We start from the raw sequence: 16,833 nt of genomic DNA, 5'->3' as shown, positions 1-16,833 counted from the left end.
ACCACCATCAACAGTGTCCCGTTCAAACTGAGCTCCAAATCGGCAGCAAATGATGCAGCGGCGGCTGGAACCTGAGCTGATGAACGGCGATACGCAGGTGCAGGCCTATGCCGCTGCCGACTTCAGTTTCGGCGATCAAGCAACCATCGAAGCGATTCAGCGTCTCCTCTCACGCACATCGCCTTTGCCGCCTGACCCACTTGTGGTGGACCTGGGTTGTGGCCCGGGAAACATCACGCTTCGGTTGGCTGACCTCTTCCCTAAGGCTCGGATCATCGGCATTGACGGTGCCGAATCGATGCTGGCTGTAGCCCGGGGGCGGGCGCAGCAGCAGCAACTGGAGATCTCGTTCCTTTGTCAGACCCTTCAGGAGGTGCTTCGAGGTGCTCTGCTTGGGCAGGCTGATCTGATCGTCAGCAACAGCCTTTTGCATCACCTGCACCACCCTGATCTGCTCTGGATGGTCACCAGAGCCTTGGCAGCTCCGGGTTGTCGCACCTTGCACCGGGATCTGCGGCGTCCTGCCTCCGATGCTGAGATTCAACAGCTGCTGCTCAAACACCTGCCATCGGCGCCGGCGGTGTTGCAGCACGACTTCGCTGCCTCGCTGGCGGCGGCCTTCGAACCTCAGGAGGTGATCGCAGAGCTCCACCGGCTTGATCTAAACCTGTTGACGGTTTCGGCTGAGGACGACCGTTATCTGGTGGTGTCAGGCTTGGTGAAGTCCTGAAATCCGATGAGCGGCAGTCAAGCGACCACTGATGGTGATCTGGCCCAGGTTTTGGCCTCGGCGGTGGATCGCCGTCGCAACTTTGCGATCATTTCCCACCCGGATGCGGGAAAAACAACCCTCACCGAGAAGTTGCTGCTCTACGGCGGTGCCATTCAGCAGGCCGGTGCGGTGAAAGCACGGGGTGAGCAGCGCAAGGTGACCTCCGACTGGATGGAGCTTGAAAAGCAGCGGGGCATTTCAATCACCTCAACGGTGCTGCAGTTCGATTACGACGCCACCACGATCAATCTCCTGGACACGCCAGGTCACCAGGATTTTTCCGAAGACACCTATCGAACGCTGGCAGCGGCGGACAACGCCGTCATGCTGGAAGATGCCGCCAAGGGCCTTGAGCCTCAGACCCGGAAGCTGTTCGAGGTCTGCCGCATGCGTCAGATCCCGATCTTCACCTTCATCAACAAGATGGACCGCCCGGGGCGGGAACCGCTCACCCTGCTCGATGAAATCGAGTCGGAACTCGGCCTTACCCCCTGGGCGGTGAACTGGCCGATCGGCAGTGGCGAGCAATTCCGTGGTGTGATCGATCGCCGCAGCAAGGAAGTGGTTCTGTTCAGCCGTGCTGAACGCGGCAAGCAGGCGAGTGAGCAACGCCTCTCTTTGGACGACCCTGCCCTACGCGAGTTGGTGGAAGAGGACCTGCTGGATCTGGCCATTGAAGAAATGGAGTTTCTGGATGCGGCTGGCGCCGAGCTGGACATCGAGATGGTCCATGCCGGTGAGCTCACCCCGGTGTTCTTTGGTTCGGCCATGACCAACTTCGGGGTCCGTCCGTTCCTCGATGCCTTCCTTGAGATGGCACAACGGCCGATCGCCCGATCCAGCAGCGAAGGTCTGGTGGACCCGTTGCGTGAAGGCTTCAGCGGCTTCGTGTTCAAGCTTCAGGCCAACATGGATCCCAGGCACCGCGACCGGGTGGCCTTCGTCCGTGTCTGCAGCGGCCGCTTCGAAAAAGACATGACGGTGAAGCACGCCCGCACGGGCAAAGCGATCCGTCTCTCCCGTCCTCAAAAGCTGTTCGGTCAGGACCGAGCCGTGGTGGAAGACGCCTATCCGGGTGATGTGATCGGTCTCAACAATCCCGGCATGTTTTCCATTGGCGACACCCTTTATGTGGGTTCGAAGGTGGAATACGAAGGCATTCCCTGTTTCAGCCCGGAAATTTTCAGTTGGCTGCGCAACCCCAACCCTTCAGCCTTCAAGAACTTCCGCAAAGGGGTGAACGAGCTGCGGGAAGAGGGGGCTGTGCAGATCCTTTATGACACCGACGAGAGCAAGCGGGATCCAATTCTGGCGGCCGTTGGACAACTCCAGCTTGAGGTGGTGCAGCACCGGCTGGAGAATGAATATGGCGTGGAAACCCGCCTTGAGCCCATGGGTTTCCAGGTTGCCCGTTGGATCAACGGCGGTTGGTCTGAACTCGAAAAGGTCGGCCGGATTTTCAATTGCAAGACCGTGCGTGATGCCTGGAATCGGCCTGTGCTGTTGTTCAAAAACGAGTGGAATCTCAACCAGCTTCGGGAGGACCATCCCGACCTTGAACTCAGCAGTGTTGCCCCGGTGGTGAGTGGAGTGGAGCCGATCAGTCTCTGAACCGGGCGGATCAACCCATCCACACCTCCACGGCTCTCTCGCCAGAATCATGCCGCGCCTTCAACTTCCGTGAGTACGTTCTGGCTGCTGAGGAACAGCGCTGACGGAGGCACCGAGTACGTGTGTTTCCGTGGTGATGACGAATCAGTGGAAATGCTGGAGGGCTACCACCTCCCCCCGCAGATGCCGTTGATCAAACGCCGCTCCTGGATGAACCGGGTGGATGCCCTCAGCTGCCGGAGCAGGCTGGAACGCAGCGAGGGTTTTCGTCATGGTGCGCCCCTCTTCTGAACAGGCCCCGATACGCTCATCTAAAGGAACCCGATCAACGCAATGGCAGCCCTGGGTGAATCTGGTCCGGATGCAAACGCAGATGATCCATTTGCCCGTCTCGGCCTGAGCCGTGATGCGGGCTTTGATCAGGTTCAGGCGGCCAAAGCACGCTGTCTCGCCGAGGTTTCCGGTGATGATCAGGCCCGAGCAAAGATCGAAGCGGCCTATGACGCCGTCCTTATGGCTCGCCTGCGGGACCGGCAACAGGGTCAGGTGAGTGCTGCTGCAGCGACGGCGTCGGAGCGGGAGGCCATCGCGGGATCCCTACCTTCTCCGCCAGCTCAGGCACCGATGGGCAACGTGTTGGAGAATCTCCGCAACAGTCTGCCCGATCCCTCCCCGACCCTGTCCGGCCTCAAGCCCGACTGGGCCCTGGTGGAAGGGCAGGGGCTCTCCGTTCGCCTGATTGCCGGGATCGTCGGCGTTGCTCTGTTGCTGATCTCGGCCGGGAGCATTCAGTTGGTGCTGGCCCTGGCAACTATTGGTGTTTTTCTGAGTCAGGTTCGCCGTGGTCGCCGCCCACTGGAATCCCTGGGCTGGACGTTGCTGGTGCTCAGCTTTGGCTTGGCGGCAGGCTCTTTGCTGAACCTGGCTCTTTCTCCCACTGCTGTTGAGCAGCTCGCGCTCAATCCTCTGCAGATCCAGGCTCTGCCTGCCGCTCTGCTGCTGTGGGCTGCAGCTCTGTTCCTGGCCTGAACATCAGGCCGCCGTCGGCAGGCCGTCTATCAGCTCCTGCAGCTCCGCAGCGCTCACGTCATAACGGTTGTTGCAGAAGTGGCAGGTCAGTTCCGCGCCACCATCTTTGTCACGCATATCGGTGAGTTCGTCCCTGCCCAGCAGGAGCAGTGCTGCTTTGCTGCGTTCACGGCTGCAAGGACAGAAAAAACGAAGCTCCTGACTGGCCTCGGCATCGTCGAGGGGTTTGGGATCAAGGTCGGGGAAGACGTCCCGAAGCAGATCCTCAAGCTGGTCTCCACTTGCTGCCAGCCGCTGACTGAATCCAGTGATCTCGCGGCAACGCTGTTCAATCAGCTCCACCAGGGCAGGCTCTTCCGCTGCTTTGGGAAGGATTTGCACCAGGAGGCCACCGCTGGCGTGGATGCCGGCGCTGTTCACCTGCTCACCCACAAACACTGCTGAAGGAGTCTGTTCGGAATGGAGCAGATAGGAGGCGACATCCTCACCGATGCCTCCACTGACGAGCTCAACGGTGCTGTTGAAGGGCTCACCCTTGCCGTCATCACGCATCACGTGGAGATAGCCGGTGCCAGCGGCCTCCTTGAAGTTGAAGCTGAAATGGCCTGCTTCATCCTGAATCGGGTCGAGTTCCAGGCCCGGCTCGCCGACGTAGCCACGAACGGTTCCGTCGCGTCCGGCATCCACCATCAAGTTCTTGATCGGTCCGTCGGAACCGAAGCGCAGGTTCACCCGGCCGTGGCGCACCTTCATCGAACTGGCCAGCATCAATCCAGCGGCCATTGCTCGTCCGAGCATCACGCTGGTGAGAAACGACAGACAGTGGCGCTGCCTCGCCTCACTCACGATGTTGGTTGTCGATACCGCTACCAACCGGATGCCGCCCTCAGCGGCTGTTGCGCGCACCAGCCGGTCGGCCATATACCCTCAAAAGCTCAGGGCAATGTAGTCATCGGTTCGAGCCGCCCGCCCTGCAAGCGCAGTCTTTGGCAGTCCCAGTCCTGAAACAGCTCGGGTTCATGGGTGACCACGATCAACACCTGTTCACGAGCGAGGCCGGCAAGCAGATTAAGCACGTCCCGACGTACTGACCAATCCAAACCTGCGGTGGGTTCATCCAGGAGGAGCACTTCAGCGCCGCGGAGCATTTGCACGGCGAGGGCAAGCCGCCGTTGCTCCCCGCCGCTCAGCCGTTCTGGCGCCGCTGTAGAGGAGATGGTGTCGAGGCCAACCCGTTCGAGCACGCTCTGTTCGCGCTCATGACCGAGCCGCCGATGCCCCAGCCGCAGTTCCTGAGCCACGCTCAGCCCGAGGAAATGGCGCTCGGGAAACTGGAAAACAATGCCGCAAAGCCAGCGCAGCTGCCGTCGTTTCAGCGTGTTGCCGTTCCAGCGGATGCTGCCGGATGTGGCTGATGCCAGGCCGCTGATGATTTCCAGCAGCGATGTCTTTCCGGATCCGCTGGCGCCAGCAATCAGCAGCGGCCGTCCCTTCTGCGTCTGAAAACCGATGCCGTCGAGGATGGGGGCACCAGCCGTTGCAGGTGCATAGGTGATTCCTGAGAGCTCGAGCATGCGTTCAGCTTGAACGATGATGACGGTGTCGCGATGGCCCCATGGACATTCGTTTTCGTGAAGTCGATCCCTTCAATTGCTGGTTATGGATCCGTTTCTCGGAACCCCCCAGTCAGGGGGAACGGAATTACGTCGATGGTGTCTTCGACAGCTGGTACGTGATCGGGCGTTTGGGCGGCTTCAACGCAGAAAACCTGCAGGTGCATGACGCCGGCTCGGATCTCAGCTGGTTGACCTACGACGACGATGGGGCTGAGTCGGCGATGCCAGCCCTGATGCACAACATGGGGCAGCTCGAATACCAGAACGACTGGGGACGTTGCTGGGTGGATCTCGGTACGTCGGATGGAGTTGCCATCGATGTTCTGATTAACGCTCTGCGTCAACTGGACTCCGACGTGGTTCAGATCGAAGAGCTGGTCGTTGGTGGGGTCAATGAAAATTGGCCGGTTGAAGACCATCCCGACAGCGTTTTCCCTGCCGGTGGCTGAACGGCGGCGCTTGCTTCTGTCGCCGGATCGCCTGGAGCAGGGTGGATCGGTTCTGCTCAACATCGAAGAGCAGCACTACCTGCGGAGAGTGTTGCGCCTGCGCTGTGGCGAGCGGGTGGATCTGATCGATGGTTGCGGCCGGCTCACGACCGCAACCCTGGTGGAACCCAAGCTGCTCGCGCTCGATAAGCCAGCGCAACTGATTGAGTCTTTGGCCCAACCTCATCTGGGCCTGGCCGTGGCCTTGATGCGGCGGGGGATGGATGAGGTGGTCCGGATGGCCTGTGAACTTGGGATTGATCGGATTCAGCCCCTGCGCTGCGATCGCTGTGTTCCCCAGGCCGACCACCGACCCGAGCGCTGGGCCACGATCATTCGTGAAGCGGTGGAGCAGTGCGAACGGTTGTGGACGCCACAGCTGCTCGATCTCAAAGACCTATCCCAATGGATGGAAGATGAGCGGGGTCAGCGTCTGGTGGGAGTGACTCGCGAGACGTCCACACCGGCCTTAGATCAATGGTTGCGTCACCAGGCCGATCCTGTTCAACTCACATGGCTCATGGTCGGCCCGGAAGGGGGATGGACCGAAGAGGAACTGAAGCAGTTCACCGAAGCCCAGATTCAGCCTGTCCAGATGGGATCAACCATCCTGCGCAGTTCGACTGCCGCGGTGGCTGGTGCCGTGGAACTGGTTCGTTGGCGTGATGGGCTGATTAGCTCTTGAAGAGATCCTGAGCGATCCCCCGGAAGGATTTCAGAGCTGCTCCAGGCCGGCGGCTGCGCTGGCGCAGTCCGACACCAGGCATGAGGTTGCTGGGGGCAAAGGTGGAATAGGTCACGGCCGGGCGGGCTGCCTCTGCTGCAGCCAGTTCAGCGGCGATGGCTTCTGCAGTGGTGAGTGAGGCTGCTGGCTGAGCGCTGGATGCAGAGCTGGCTTCTGCAACGGTCTCTTCAACCGCTTCTGGGGCTGAAGGCTTGGCAACCACTGAAGGCTCGGAGGCTGCGACCACAGCTGCCTCGACCGGTGCATCTTCGGTTACTGGATCCTTTTGTTGAGGCAGCTCGAGGGTGGCCGGAGCGGCGGCGTCATCCAGGGTGAGGAAAAAGCCCTTGTTGCTGTTGAACACCATCCGGTCGACCAGAGAACGAACGCCCCGATTCTCCCTCTGCAATGGCCGTAGGCAGGAGATGCTTAGGGCACTGCAACACGGTGTGATGTCCGCACTTTGGATTCAGGCCCTGCTGGTGAACACGGTTTTGATTGCCCTGGCGCAGCGGTCATCTGTGCTCACCCGCAGTGGATGGGTCCATGCGGCTGCCTTGGGCACGATTCTTTGGGGTTGTTTGGGGTGGTCGGGCTGGTTGGCCGTGGTCGCCTACCTCTGTCTGGGAAGTCTGGTCACCAAGATCGGCTTTCAAAACAAGCAGAGCCGGGGTCTTGCCGAAGCCCGCGGCGGTCAACGCGGCCCAGAAAACGTCTGGGGTTCTGCTTCTGTTGGAGCCTTCCTGGCACTGCTCATCGGTGCCGGTGTCGAACCCCATGAGCTGTTTTTGGTTGGCTTTGCGGCGAGTTTTGCCGCCAAGTTGGCCGACACCTTCGGCAGTGAGGTCGGCAAGCGTTTCGGTCGCACCACGGTGTTGATCACCAGCCTGCGGGTGGTTCCACCAGGTACCGAAGGGGCCATTAGCCTTGAGGGAACCCTGGCCAGTGCCGCCGGCAGCATCGCCATGACCCTGGTGATGCTTGCCCTGCAGCTGGTTCCCTCATGGCCTGTGGCAGGGCTCGTGATGCTGGTTGGTCTGGTGGCGACCCTCGGCGAGAGCCTGCTCGGCGCCCTGGTGCAGGATCGCGTGACCTGGTTGAGCAATGAGCTGGTCAATGCTCTACAGACCATTTTTGCGGCAGTTTTGGCGATGCTGCTGATGGCGCTCTGATCAGCTGGTTTGGATGGGCATCAGATCAGTGCAACTGATCCAACGGTTCAATCCTCAGGCCGTAAGCGGTTGGCCCTTTGGTGCCGCAGATCAGCACTTTCGTGCCGGATCATGGGTTCAACGGTTTTGGATTGATGGACTGGCAACCAGAGGCACTGGCAGCACTCAAGAAAGATGTTCCGTTCTTCGTACGGCCTGCTGTTCGTAAACGGGTTGAGGCGATGGCGGATTCAGACGGACGTTCCAACATCGATCTGGATTTCTACAAATCCGCCAAGCAGGCCATGGCCCCGAGCTGATCCTCAGGAGGGGTCGAGGTCGCAGCGCTGCAGCTCCGGCTGGGTCAAGCGGTCAACGATGCGTGCCATATCCAGGGCTGTGAGTTCACCATTTTCGTCCCACTTGAGCGTGGTTTTGCGCTGGGCAGGGGGGTCGCCGGCAGCGCGTTCTGCAGAGCGGTCAGGTCCCAAGTCCGATCACCAATGTCAGAAGAGTCACACATTAGTGGTCGCTGCGGGTTTGGTTTACGTGCTGATAGGTGTTGATGTGTTAAGGGCAGCGAGTCCGGCCCACTCCTGCAGAAGCGCCCACTGACCCAAGCGCTGGTCGAGCCAGCGGTGTCCATCGGCATTGAGATGGATTCCATCGGGTTCCATCCAGGTCAACCAGTCGGGCTCCTCCTGCATCTCCCGATGCATGGACAGGAAGGGCACATCTGCTTCACGGCACTGTTCGGCTATCACAGCTTCCGTGGCCGAGATCTGGCTGTTGCTGTACCAGAGACAGCCAGCAAAGGGCATCACGTGCTCATCCACCGCAGTGAGGCCAAGCACAAACACCTGCACCTCCTGGGTCATCTCATTGAGAAGTTGTCCTAGGCCAAACGAAAAGGCCTCCACATCCAGTTGGGGTCTGCCGTCGATCCGACCAACGCGGGCGGTGTCATTCAGCCCGACACTGAGCAGCAGTCCGCCCGGCGTTTGGCGACGCAGTTCGCCGCGGCAGCACCACTCGCTGCGCCAGCGGGCCGCCAAGCGTTCCAGGCCATCCCCGCGGATGCCCAGGGGATACACCACCGGAGCGCTGGGTAGGTTCATCCAGCGCAGGCGCAGCCGCTGGCACCAGCCGCCCGCTTCACGGTCACCCCAACCATGAACGCCACTATCCCCGAGCACGATCAGCTGACGGGGGGCGTCGTTCGCACCGCTCATAAGGCCATGGCCCGGCTGTTCCAGCTCCCCTGAAGTCGTTCACCCAGGCTCTCACCCAGCAGTGTGAGCACCGCGGAGATCAGCACGATCCAGAGCACAAGCCACCAATGAAACGAGCTGAGGGCCTCCATCAGCTGCCAGCCCAGACCGGCTCCCCCCACCATGCCGATGATCGCGGTGTCGCGCAGGATCACATCCAACCGGTAGGTCGCATAGGTGAGGTAAGCGCGACTCACATCCGCAAGGGGGCCGTAAAGCCAGCTCACCCGGTTGGAGGCGCCGCAGGCCTTAATGGTTTGGGCTGAACACAATCCCGTGCTGCGGATGTCGTCGATCAGCACCCGACCCATCACACCGCCGTGGTGCAGGCCTAGGGCCAGCCCTGCCAAGCTCAGGCTTGGTTTGGCCAACATCAGTAGCAGCAGAGCGGTGAGAGGTGCCGGGATGAGTCGCAACGCCCCCCAAACCACTCCCTGCAGACGCAGGCTGGCCTGGCTGGGCCAAACAAGCAGCAGCAGCGGGGGAAGGCCGGTGGCAAGACAACCGGCGATCAGGGTGATCCACACCGTGGCACCAATCACCCCGGGCCAGGAGATCTCCAGGGCAGCCTTCACCCCCACGGTTCCGTCGGTGAGGTTGCCTACAAACATCGTCCACTCAGCCACTGGCCAGGCCAGGTGCAGATCCAGCTGTGTTCCCCAGCCGAGGGCAACCCAGGGGCTGGCCATGGCCACGGGAAGAATCAGCATGCGTGACCAGCTGCGCAGCGTTCGCAGCACTCGGTCGAGCACCACCATGGCGATGGCCAGCAACCACAGGCCACTCCAAAGCTCCTGAAATTGAAGCGAGCGCAGGCTGAGGCTGAGGTCTGTCCCCAGTCCTCCAAGGCCGAAAACGCCCAGAATCAAGGCTGAACGAAGCGCACAATCAAGGCGGTGGCCGATGTGATCGCTGATCGGCTCTGCCAGGGGTGGGACAAGCCCGGTGAGTATCACGGCCCATGGTGTGGCCCCGGCTCCCTTGAGTACCGGGATTGCCGGTGAAACGTGGCAATCCACCTGATCGGCAATCACCCGCGCCATCAGAACCGTGTAGGGAATCGCGATGGCGCAGATCGCAACCCAGCCATTCAGTCCGAACACCTGAAGCAGCAAAAGCCCCCAGATCAGTTCATGCAAAGCGCGCAGGGGCGCTAGCCAACGGCGCAAGATCACGGCAGGCCAACGCACGTCCGCCAGGATTTCCCAGAACGTGCTTGAGCTCAGGAGTCCAAGACCCACGCCGAGAACACTGCTGATGCCCCAGGACATCACGGCGATCACCAGGGTGATCTGGAGCCCGTTCAGCAAACTGCCCAGCACGATGGGATCGATGGAGGGCTGCACGGCCCCAGCGGCGAATTGTTGCAGAAGTGCAAGTCCTCCGCCGTGCCCATCACGCAACAGCACCACAAGAACGCCCAGCAGGCTGAGGCCAGGCAGCAGTGGGATCAGCGGCAGGGCTGGCCTCAGGCCGATGCGTAGAGCCATTCCAGCTGATCCCGATGAATGGTGTCTGGAGCCGCATCGATCACCAGGGCACCACTACGGAGCCCCAGAACCCGATCGAACCGGTGTATCAGATCCGGTCGATGCAGGCTGATAAGACAGCCCGGCAAGAGAAGCAGGGTGTTGAGAACGTCTTCGGCGAGGCTGGGATCAAGGGCGGAGAGGGGTTCGTCCGCCAGCAAGAGTTCAGGTTGCTGATGCAACAGACGGCCCAGAGCCACCCGTTGGCGCTGCCCTCCAGAGAGCTCCCGCACGGGCTGTTCAAGCAAATCGGCCTCCAATTTCACCTGGTGCATCAGTGCCAGGCAGGTGTTTGGGTCCAGGGGACCCAGCAGGTTTCGAATCGCCCAGAGCAGCCCATGGCGTCCCAGGGCACCGCTGTTGATGTTCTGGATCACGCTCAGCTCCTCCACCAGGCGCAGGTCCTGCCAGAGCGTGCCGATCTGGCGCCGTTGCCGGCGGGACAGCTGTTGATGGGGGCGACCACACCAGTGCACGGATCCTGCATCAGGACTTAGGGCCCCGTTGCAGAGCTTCAGCAACGTGGTTTTGCCGGCGCCACTGGCACCGAGCAAAACCACACGCTGGTCCGCACGAAGGGTGAGGGTGATCGGTTGGAGCCGTTGCCCCAGGCAGGCCTGGTGCAGCTCCAGAAGCGCCGTCAACGGATCTTTCCTAGTTGGCGTCCCACCGTTTCGATCATCACGTAGTCCTCGTCCTTGGCGGGGATGAAGCGTTCGGCACCGAAAAGCTCAAGAATCGTGGCGCCGTTCTCTGTGTCTGCCGAAAGGTCCAGCAAGGCGGTCTGGAGCTGGTCGGTGAAACCATCGCCAAAGCGCTCATCCAGACCGGGCCTTACAACCCAGTGGTAATCCACGTAGGGCGGTGTCCTCCAGATCACCGATACCTTGCCTGGATCGACGCGGCCGTCCGCCACATTGCTGCGCCAGACCTGCTCGTTCAAGGCGCCCACCTCATAGGCACCGCTCCGAACCACAGCAATGGTGGCGTCGTGGCTTCCGCTGAAGCCAGGGCCGCCCCCCGCCAGATCCTCAGGTTTCACGCCGTTTTCCCCCATGAAGAACTGGGGCATCAGGCGGCCGGAGGTGGAACTCTCCGAACCGAAGGCCAGTCGGCGTCCCTTCAGTTCAACCAGTTGGTCGGCACTGGTGAAGGGGCGCAAACCACTGTCGCCATTGGCGATGAACACACTGGTGAACTCTGCATCGATGTCCCGTTGCGCCAACACCCGTGCTCCAGGCGTCTGCAGCCTGGCCTGCACACCGGTGAGTCCACCGAACCAGACCAGATCAAGGCTGCCGGTGCGGAAGGCACTCACCGCCGCCGCGTAATTGCTCACCGGCGCATACCGCACAGGAACATCCAGCTTTTCGCTGAGTTCCGAAGAGAGCGTTCCGTAGAGGCGATTGAGTTTCTCGGGGTTCTGGTCGGGGATGGCACCGATCTGCAGAACGGCCTGTTTGGCGTCGTTCTGGGGTGCGCTGCAACTGGAAACACTGGCCGTGAGTGCGAGGCCGGCAATCAAACCGGTGGCAACCACGGCCCTGCGTTCTCGTACAGACATTCTGAAAAAGGAAGTGATCAGATCAGATCGGATCAGAAGGAACGAAGCAGCCGCTTCAGTCGCATCAGTCCATCGTTGATCGTCTCATCTGCTACGGCACAGGACAGTCGAATGCAGCGGTCATCGCCGAAGGCCAGACCCGGAACCACGGCCAGACCTTCCTGTTCCAGGGCTTGCCGGCAGAACTCCATTGAATCGGGCACACCGTCCGGCAGCCGGGGGAAGGCGTAGAAGGCCCCTTGAGGGGGAGTCAGGGTGATGCCCTCCAGAGCCTGCAGCCCTTCAGTTAGCAGAGTTCGGCGGCGGTTGTAGCTGATTGCCATCTCGCGCACGCAATCTCGGGGTGCTTCGATCGCCGCTAGGGCACCCCGTTGAGCAAAGCTGCACACATTGCTGGTGCTCTGGCTCTGCAGCGCTGAAGCAGCCTTGATCACGACAGCATCTCCAGCCAGGTAACCAAGGCGCCAACCTGTCATCGCCCATCCTTTGGCAAAGCCGTTCACGATGAAGCAGCGCGAGCGGATCTCTTCGGCAATGGCCGCAAAGCTGCAGTGCTGCTGACCATCGGCCAGGAGATATTCATAGATCTCATCGCTCATAACCATCAGCTGGGGATGACGGGCCACCAGCGCGGCCAGGGCCTCGAGTTCGGCCCGCGACATCACCTGGCCGCTGGGGTTGCCAGGGGAATTGATCACCAGCAGTCGGCTGCGTGGAGTGATCTGCTGCTCCAGCAGATCGAGGTCGAGACGGAAGCCTTCCTCAGCTTTGGTGGGGATGATCCTTGTGCTTGCCCCGGCCAGGGCTGCCATCTCGGGATAGCTCAACCAGTAGGGCGCCGGCACCAGAACTTCGTCACCGGGATTGAGCAGCACTTGGAAAAGGTTGTAAATGGCTTGCTTGCCACCGTTGGTCACCAGGACCTGCTCCGGCTGGGTTGGAATCCCGTTTTCGATGCTCAGTTTGTGGGCCAGAGCAGCACGAAGGTCGGGGTCCCCCGCGGCGGGGCCGTAGCGGGTGAACCCGGATTCCAGAGCATGCTGTGCCGCTTCAACTATGAATGGAGGTGTCTCAAAGTCCGGCTCACCGGCACTAAGGCTGCATATGTCCTTGCCGCTGTCGCGCAGTGCTTTGGCCTTGGCGCTGATCTCCAGCGTCAGAGACGGTTTAAGGGCGACAGCCCGGTCGGAAAGTTCTGGCGGGCGCGGCATCGGTAACGCACCTCCCCGCGGTGCGTTTAAAACTTCATCATCCTGCCGCAGATGGTGTCGCAGACAACCTTGATTTCTCAGCGCCCATGAATGCGATACAGATCAGCTGGGTCTTGGCCGCTGAGAACAGCGCCAGGTTGGCGACGTTCTACAGCGAGCTATTTCATGCCACGTTGAAGCCTGGGGTGGCGGAGCACCACTGCATCGTTCAATTCAGCGATGGCACCCAGCTGGAGATCTACAGGCCCTCACGCCGGCGCTCTTTTCCACCCAGGGGGCGAGCGTTGGCGCCCTGTTTGCGGCTCCCCCCATCGCAGGAGCCCATGCCTGAACTTCAACGGCTGCTGAGAAACGCCCTGCAGCGTGGTGGATCGCTACTGGAGGAGGCGCGCCTCGAGTCCTTTGGTGCTGAGGCCTGGATCCACGATCCGGAGGGCAACCCCCTGTTGCTCCTGGCTCCCCTGGCATCTGTTGCTCCGATGTCATGACTCTCTCCAGCCTGGAGGCCTGCAGTGCCTGCACAGCCTGTGACCTGGCCACCACGCGCCACACCGTCGTGATGAGCCGCGGTAATCCCAAAGCGGATTTGATGCTGATTGGTGAAGCACCCGGAGCTCAGGAAGATTCTCAGGGCGTTCCGTTTGTCGGGCGTTCGGGACGTGCCCTCGATCAACTGCTGCGGGATGTGGATCTGGATCCAGAGCATGACCTTTACATCTGCAACGCGATCAAATGCCGGCCCCCCAACAACCGACGACCGAAAAAAGCTGAGTTGGCTGCCTGCCGGGCCTGGCTTGACCTTCAATTGGAGACGGTTGATCCCACGGTGATCGTGCTCACGGGAGCCACAGCTGTGGAGGCCATCCTTGGCATCAAGGGGGGCATGACCCAGCTTCGTGGTCAGTGGCAGAGCTGGAATGAGCGGGCGGTGATGCCTATTTTTCACCCCTCCTATCTGCTGCGCAATCCCTCCAAAGCCGCCGGCGCGCCACTGGATCTGACACGGCAGGATCTGGACGCGGTTCGGCGCAGGCTGTGCGAACGTTGACGCGCTTCACCTCCGGCCCCATGACTGCCCTGGATCGGCGCTACGACACCCAGATCCACCGCCGTGTGACTCGTACTGTGATGGTGGGTGATGTGCCCGTGGGCAGCGAGCACCCGATCGTGGTGCAGTCGATGATCAACGAGGACACCCTTGACATCGAGGCTGCTGTTGCCGGCATCATCCGCCTCGCCGAAGCGGGCAGTGAGATCGTCCGGGTGACGACCCCCTCGATGGCCCACGCCAAGGCGATGGGACAGATCCGTCAGGAGCTTCGTCAGCGCGGCTGCACCATTCCACTGGTGGCGGATGTTCACCACAACGGCGTCAAGATCGCCCTGGAGGTCGCCCAGCACGTCGACAAAGTTCGGATCAATCCCGGCCTTTTCATTTTCGATAAGCCAGATCCGAACCGCCAGGAGTTCAGCCCCGAGGAATTTGCCTCCATCGGCAAGCGCATCCGTGAGACGTTCGAGCCCTTGGTGACCCTGCTGCGGGATCAGAACAAGGCGCTTCGAATCGGGGTGAACCATGGCTCCCTTGCGGAGCGGATGCTGTTCACCTACGGCGACACTCCTGAGGGGATGGTCGAGTCAGCGATGGAATTCGTGCGCATCTGCCATGAGCTTGATTTCCACAACATTGTGATTTCGATGAAGGCCTCGCGGGCTCCGGTGATGCTCGCTGCCTACCGCCTGATGGCGGACACCATGGATAAGGAAGGCTTCAATTACCCACTCCACCTGGGCGTGACCGAAGCCGGCGATGGTGATTACGGCCGGATTAAGAGCACCGCAGGCATTGCCACACTGCTGGCCGATGGATTGGGAGACACGCTCCGGGTATCACTGACGGAGGCCCCTGAAAAGGAAATCCCCGTCTGCTACTCGATTCTTCAATCCCTGGGTCTGCGCAAGACCATGGTCGAGTACGTTGCCTGCCCTAGCTGCGGTCGCACCCTGTTCAACCTGGAGGAGGTGTTGCATAAGGTGCGCAACGCCACATCCCACCTCACGGGTCTGGACATCGCCGTGATGGGATGCATCGTCAATGGTCCCGGCGAGATGGCCGACGCCGATTACGGCTACGTCGGCAAAACTCCGGGCGTGATTTCGCTCTATCGCGGCCGTGATGAAATCCGCAAGGTGCCTGAAGCGGAGGGCGTTGAAGCCCTGATCCAGTTGATCAAAGAGGACGGTCGTTGGGTGGAGCCCGCCTGATCTAGTTAGTCTGAAGAATCACTCCTGAAGGGCCATGGTTCGGAGTCAGCGCCTGCGTTCTTTGGTCCGATCGACTCCGTTGCTATTGGTACTGGGGATCGGTGGTGTGGTCACCGCCTTGGGCATCAGCTCACCAGGTCTTTCCCTGCCATCGGCTTCCGGCGGATCAATTCACGACAGCCCCAAGGAGGTGATTGATCAGGTCTGGCAGATCGTTTATCGCGATTACCTGGATTCGACGGGCTCCTACGACGAAAGAAAGTGGCGCCAATTGCGAAGCAATCTGCTGCGGAAGTCCTATGGGGGCAGCGCCGAGTCCTACGAGGCGATCCGGGGCATGCTGGCCAGCCTTGATGACCCATACACGCGTTTCCTTGATCCAAAGGAGTTCAAGGAGATGCAGATCGACACCTCCGGTGAGTTGATGGGCGTGGGGATCCAGCTCAGTCTCGACAAAGACACGAAAAAGCTGATTGTTGTCTCCCCGATTGAGGGCACCCCTGCATCCCGTGCCGGCGTTCAGCCTAAGGATGTGATCGTTTCCATCGATGGTGCCTCCACCAAAGGCATGACCACCGAGGACGCCGTCAAGTTGATCCGAGGTCCGGAGGGCACCGATGTCGTGCTGGGACTCAGGCGCCAGGGTCAGGTGCTGAATGTGCCGTTGAAACGGGCACGCATTGAGATTCATGCCGTGAAGGCCATGCTCAACACGGCGCCCAATGGCCGCAAGGTGGGCTACATCCGTCTCAAGCAATTCAATGCCAACGCCACGCGTGAGATGCGTGTGGCCATCAAGGATCTGGAATCACAGGCTGCTGAGGGCTACGTGCTGGATCTACGCAGCAATCCCGGCGGCTTGCTCGAGGCCAGCGTGGACATCGCCCGCCAATGGCTCAACGAAGGCACAATCGTCAGCACCCGAACCCGCGCAGGAATCCGCGATGTAAGGCGCGCCAGGGGAAGTGCAATCACCGACAAACCTCTGGTGGTGCTGATAGATCAGGGATCGGCCAGTGCCAGCGAAATTCTTTCAGGGGCACTTCAGGACAATTCCCGTGCCCAACTCGTTGGACAGAAGACCTTCGGCAAAGGGCTTGTACAGGCCGTTCGCGGATTGGCCGATGGATCCGGTCTGACAGTCACCATCGCGAAGTACCTGACGCCAAAGGGAACCGATATTCACAAGAACGGAATCCAACCGGACATCGAAGCAGCGATGTCGAAACAGGAGATCAGGAATTTCTCGGTTGAAGATCTTGGAACCCAGAAAGACAGTCAATACACGATGGCTGAAGGGACCCTGTTGAACCAATTGAAGAAAATTCAGACAGGCACGACCTATCAACCAGGCGGAGCCAACCTCAGCTACGCGCTTCAGTAGCTCAGGAGATCGGCTGCATCAGTCCGCCGCCGCCTCCACCATTGGAGTCGTCATCATCTGAAGCTCCTGGCTGGAACAGGGCATACACGCCAAGAGCGGTGGCACAGAAAACGCCGCTTATCAGTTCCAGAGAAACCCCACCAGCACCGATTTCGACGAATTCACCCATGTCCAACGGATTTATCTAGAGCCAATGTAACGAAGAATTGCGTGGTTGG

The 16,833-nt window shown here is 60.6% G+C and carries 22 protein-coding genes; 12 read left to right on the top strand and 10 right to left on the bottom strand.

All coding sequences use genetic code 11. The features are described 5' to 3' along the window. The first annotated feature begins 52 nt into the window (after positions 1-52). From Syncc8109_RS05780 to Syncc8109_RS05765, 4 genes are all read left to right on the top strand, one after another. On the top strand, positions 53-730 hold the full coding sequence (locus Syncc8109_RS05780) for a trans-aconitate 2-methyltransferase (protein WP_025362299.1): 678 nt from the start codon (positions 53-55) through the stop codon (positions 728-730). Positions 731-736: 6 nt separating this feature from the next. Beyond that, positions 737-2,383 carry a peptide chain release factor 3 gene (locus tag Syncc8109_RS05775; protein WP_006850118.1) on the top strand — a complete coding sequence of 549 codons (1,647 nt, stop codon included), beginning with the start codon at positions 737-739 and terminating at the stop codon, positions 2,381-2,383. Positions 2,384-2,452: 69 nt separating this feature from the next. Next, positions 2,453-2,674 carry a hypothetical protein gene (locus Syncc8109_RS05770; RefSeq protein WP_025362298.1) on the top strand — a complete coding sequence of 74 codons (222 nt, stop codon included), beginning with the start codon at positions 2,453-2,455 and terminating at the stop codon, positions 2,672-2,674. Between the two features lie 42 nt (positions 2,675-2,716). After that, entirely contained in the window at positions 2,717-3,412 is a 696-nt protein-coding gene (locus Syncc8109_RS05765; protein ID WP_006849736.1) for a CPP1-like family protein, read from the top strand. Between the two features lie 3 nt (positions 3,413-3,415). Here the strand turns inward: Syncc8109_RS05765 and hslO are convergent, their stop codons facing one another. Together hslO and Syncc8109_RS05755 are read right to left on the bottom strand one after the other, a co-directional pair. Continuing rightward, positions 3,416-4,333 carry an Hsp33 family molecular chaperone HslO gene (gene hslO, locus Syncc8109_RS05760; protein WP_006851762.1) on the bottom strand — a complete coding sequence of 306 codons (918 nt, stop codon included), beginning with the start codon at positions 4,331-4,333 and terminating at the stop codon, positions 3,416-3,418. Between the two features lie 14 nt (positions 4,334-4,347). Next, positions 4,348-4,986: an ABC transporter ATP-binding protein gene (locus Syncc8109_RS05755; protein ID WP_006851902.1), complete on the bottom strand. Its 639-nt coding sequence runs from the start codon at positions 4,984-4,986 to the stop codon at positions 4,348-4,350. A gap of 41 nt (positions 4,987-5,027) precedes the next feature. Between Syncc8109_RS05755 and Syncc8109_RS05750 the strand changes: the two genes are divergently transcribed. Both Syncc8109_RS05750 and Syncc8109_RS05745 read left to right on the top strand, forming a co-directional pair. Beyond that, on the top strand, positions 5,028-5,477 hold the full coding sequence (locus Syncc8109_RS05750) for a DUF3531 family protein (RefSeq protein WP_006851352.1): 450 nt from the start codon (positions 5,028-5,030) through the stop codon (positions 5,475-5,477). Continuing rightward, positions 5,437-6,201 (top strand): 16S rRNA (uracil(1498)-N(3))-methyltransferase, encoded by a 765-nt coding sequence (locus tag Syncc8109_RS05745; RefSeq protein WP_232202481.1) that lies wholly within the window; start codon positions 5,437-5,439, stop codon positions 6,199-6,201. Before Syncc8109_RS05750 ends, Syncc8109_RS05745 begins: the two co-directional genes overlap by 41 nt. Here Syncc8109_RS05745 and Syncc8109_RS05740 read toward each other — a convergent pair. Beyond that, complete coding sequence (locus Syncc8109_RS05740) at positions 6,191-6,649, bottom strand: hypothetical protein (RefSeq protein WP_369792020.1); 459 nt, start codon at positions 6,647-6,649, stop codon at positions 6,191-6,193. The two genes, Syncc8109_RS05745 and Syncc8109_RS05740, sit on opposite strands and share 11 nt — an antisense overlap. A gap of 43 nt (positions 6,650-6,692) precedes the next feature. Here Syncc8109_RS05740 and Syncc8109_RS05735 point away from each other — a divergent pair, with 43 nt between their 5' ends. Further along, positions 6,693-7,412, top strand: coding sequence for a TIGR00297 family protein (locus Syncc8109_RS05735; RefSeq protein WP_006850718.1), 720 nt, complete (start codon positions 6,693-6,695; stop codon positions 7,410-7,412). A gap of 134 nt (positions 7,413-7,546) precedes the next feature. Further along, positions 7,547-7,711, top strand: a complete 165-nt coding sequence (locus Syncc8109_RS05730) for a PCP reductase family protein (protein WP_025362296.1) — start codon at positions 7,547-7,549, stop codon at positions 7,709-7,711. A 3-nt stretch (positions 7,712-7,714) separates the two neighbouring features. Here the strand turns inward: Syncc8109_RS05730 and Syncc8109_RS12580 are convergent, their stop codons facing one another. Genes Syncc8109_RS12580 through Syncc8109_RS05705 form a run of 6 tightly spaced genes read right to left on the bottom strand, consistent with a single transcriptional unit; the run spans position 7,715 to position 12,966 of the window. Next, entirely contained in the window at positions 7,715-7,882 is a 168-nt protein-coding gene (locus tag Syncc8109_RS12580; protein ID WP_006851963.1) for a hypothetical protein, read from the bottom strand. A gap of 54 nt (positions 7,883-7,936) precedes the next feature. Further along, positions 7,937-8,623: a GDSL-type esterase/lipase family protein gene (locus Syncc8109_RS05725; RefSeq protein WP_006851141.1), complete on the bottom strand. Its 687-nt coding sequence runs from the start codon at positions 8,621-8,623 to the stop codon at positions 7,937-7,939. Then, the gene (locus Syncc8109_RS05720) at positions 8,620-10,152 is read right to left on the bottom strand and encodes a hypothetical protein (protein WP_006851614.1); all 1,533 of its coding nucleotides are present in this window, start codon (positions 10,150-10,152) and stop codon (positions 8,620-8,622) included. The genes Syncc8109_RS05725 and Syncc8109_RS05720 overlap by 4 nt, the downstream gene beginning before the upstream one ends. Next, positions 10,131-10,835 (bottom strand): ATP-binding cassette domain-containing protein, encoded by a 705-nt coding sequence (locus tag Syncc8109_RS05715; protein ID WP_006851007.1) that lies wholly within the window; start codon positions 10,833-10,835, stop codon positions 10,131-10,133. Before Syncc8109_RS05715 ends, Syncc8109_RS05720 begins: the two co-directional genes overlap by 22 nt. After that, positions 10,832-11,755, bottom strand: coding sequence for a putative selenate ABC transporter substrate-binding protein (locus Syncc8109_RS05710; protein WP_025362295.1), 924 nt, complete (start codon positions 11,753-11,755; stop codon positions 10,832-10,834). Before Syncc8109_RS05710 ends, Syncc8109_RS05715 begins: the two co-directional genes overlap by 4 nt. A gap of 32 nt (positions 11,756-11,787) precedes the next feature. Beyond that, complete coding sequence (locus tag Syncc8109_RS05705) at positions 11,788-12,966, bottom strand: pyridoxal phosphate-dependent aminotransferase (protein ID WP_006850198.1); 1,179 nt, start codon at positions 12,964-12,966, stop codon at positions 11,788-11,790. Between the two features lie 113 nt (positions 12,967-13,079). Here Syncc8109_RS05705 and Syncc8109_RS05700 point away from each other — a divergent pair, with 113 nt between their 5' ends. Genes Syncc8109_RS05700 through Syncc8109_RS05685 form a run of 4 tightly spaced genes read left to right on the top strand, consistent with a single transcriptional unit; the run spans position 13,080 to position 16,615 of the window. Then, positions 13,080-13,454: a VOC family protein gene (locus Syncc8109_RS05700; protein WP_006850590.1), complete on the top strand. Its 375-nt coding sequence runs from the start codon at positions 13,080-13,082 to the stop codon at positions 13,452-13,454. Beyond that, a complete protein-coding gene (locus Syncc8109_RS05695) occupies positions 13,451-14,014 on the top strand; it encodes a uracil-DNA glycosylase (RefSeq protein WP_006851344.1) in 564 nt (187 codons plus the stop codon). Before Syncc8109_RS05700 ends, Syncc8109_RS05695 begins: the two co-directional genes overlap by 4 nt. A 20-nt stretch (positions 14,015-14,034) precedes the next feature. Then, positions 14,035-15,231, top strand: a complete 1,197-nt coding sequence (gene ispG / locus Syncc8109_RS05690; protein WP_025362293.1) for a (E)-4-hydroxy-3-methylbut-2-enyl-diphosphate synthase — start codon at positions 14,035-14,037, stop codon at positions 15,229-15,231. Positions 15,232-15,265: 34 nt separating this feature from the next. Next, complete coding sequence (locus Syncc8109_RS05685) at positions 15,266-16,615, top strand: S41 family peptidase (RefSeq protein ID WP_025362292.1); 1,350 nt, start codon at positions 15,266-15,268, stop codon at positions 16,613-16,615. 1 nt (position 16,616) lies between these two features. Here Syncc8109_RS05685 and Syncc8109_RS12575 read toward each other — a convergent pair whose 3' ends face one another. Beyond that, entirely contained in the window at positions 16,617-16,784 is a 168-nt protein-coding gene (locus Syncc8109_RS12575) for a hypothetical protein (protein WP_006849887.1), read from the bottom strand. Positions 16,785-16,833 lie beyond the last annotated feature (49 nt).

This window comes from Synechococcus sp. WH 8109, assembly GCF_000161795.2.
Taxonomy (GTDB): domain Bacteria; phylum Cyanobacteriota; class Cyanobacteriia; order PCC-6307; family Cyanobiaceae; genus Parasynechococcus.
Note: the sequence above shows the minus strand (reverse complement) of the source record. Positions and strands in the feature narration are given on the sequence as shown.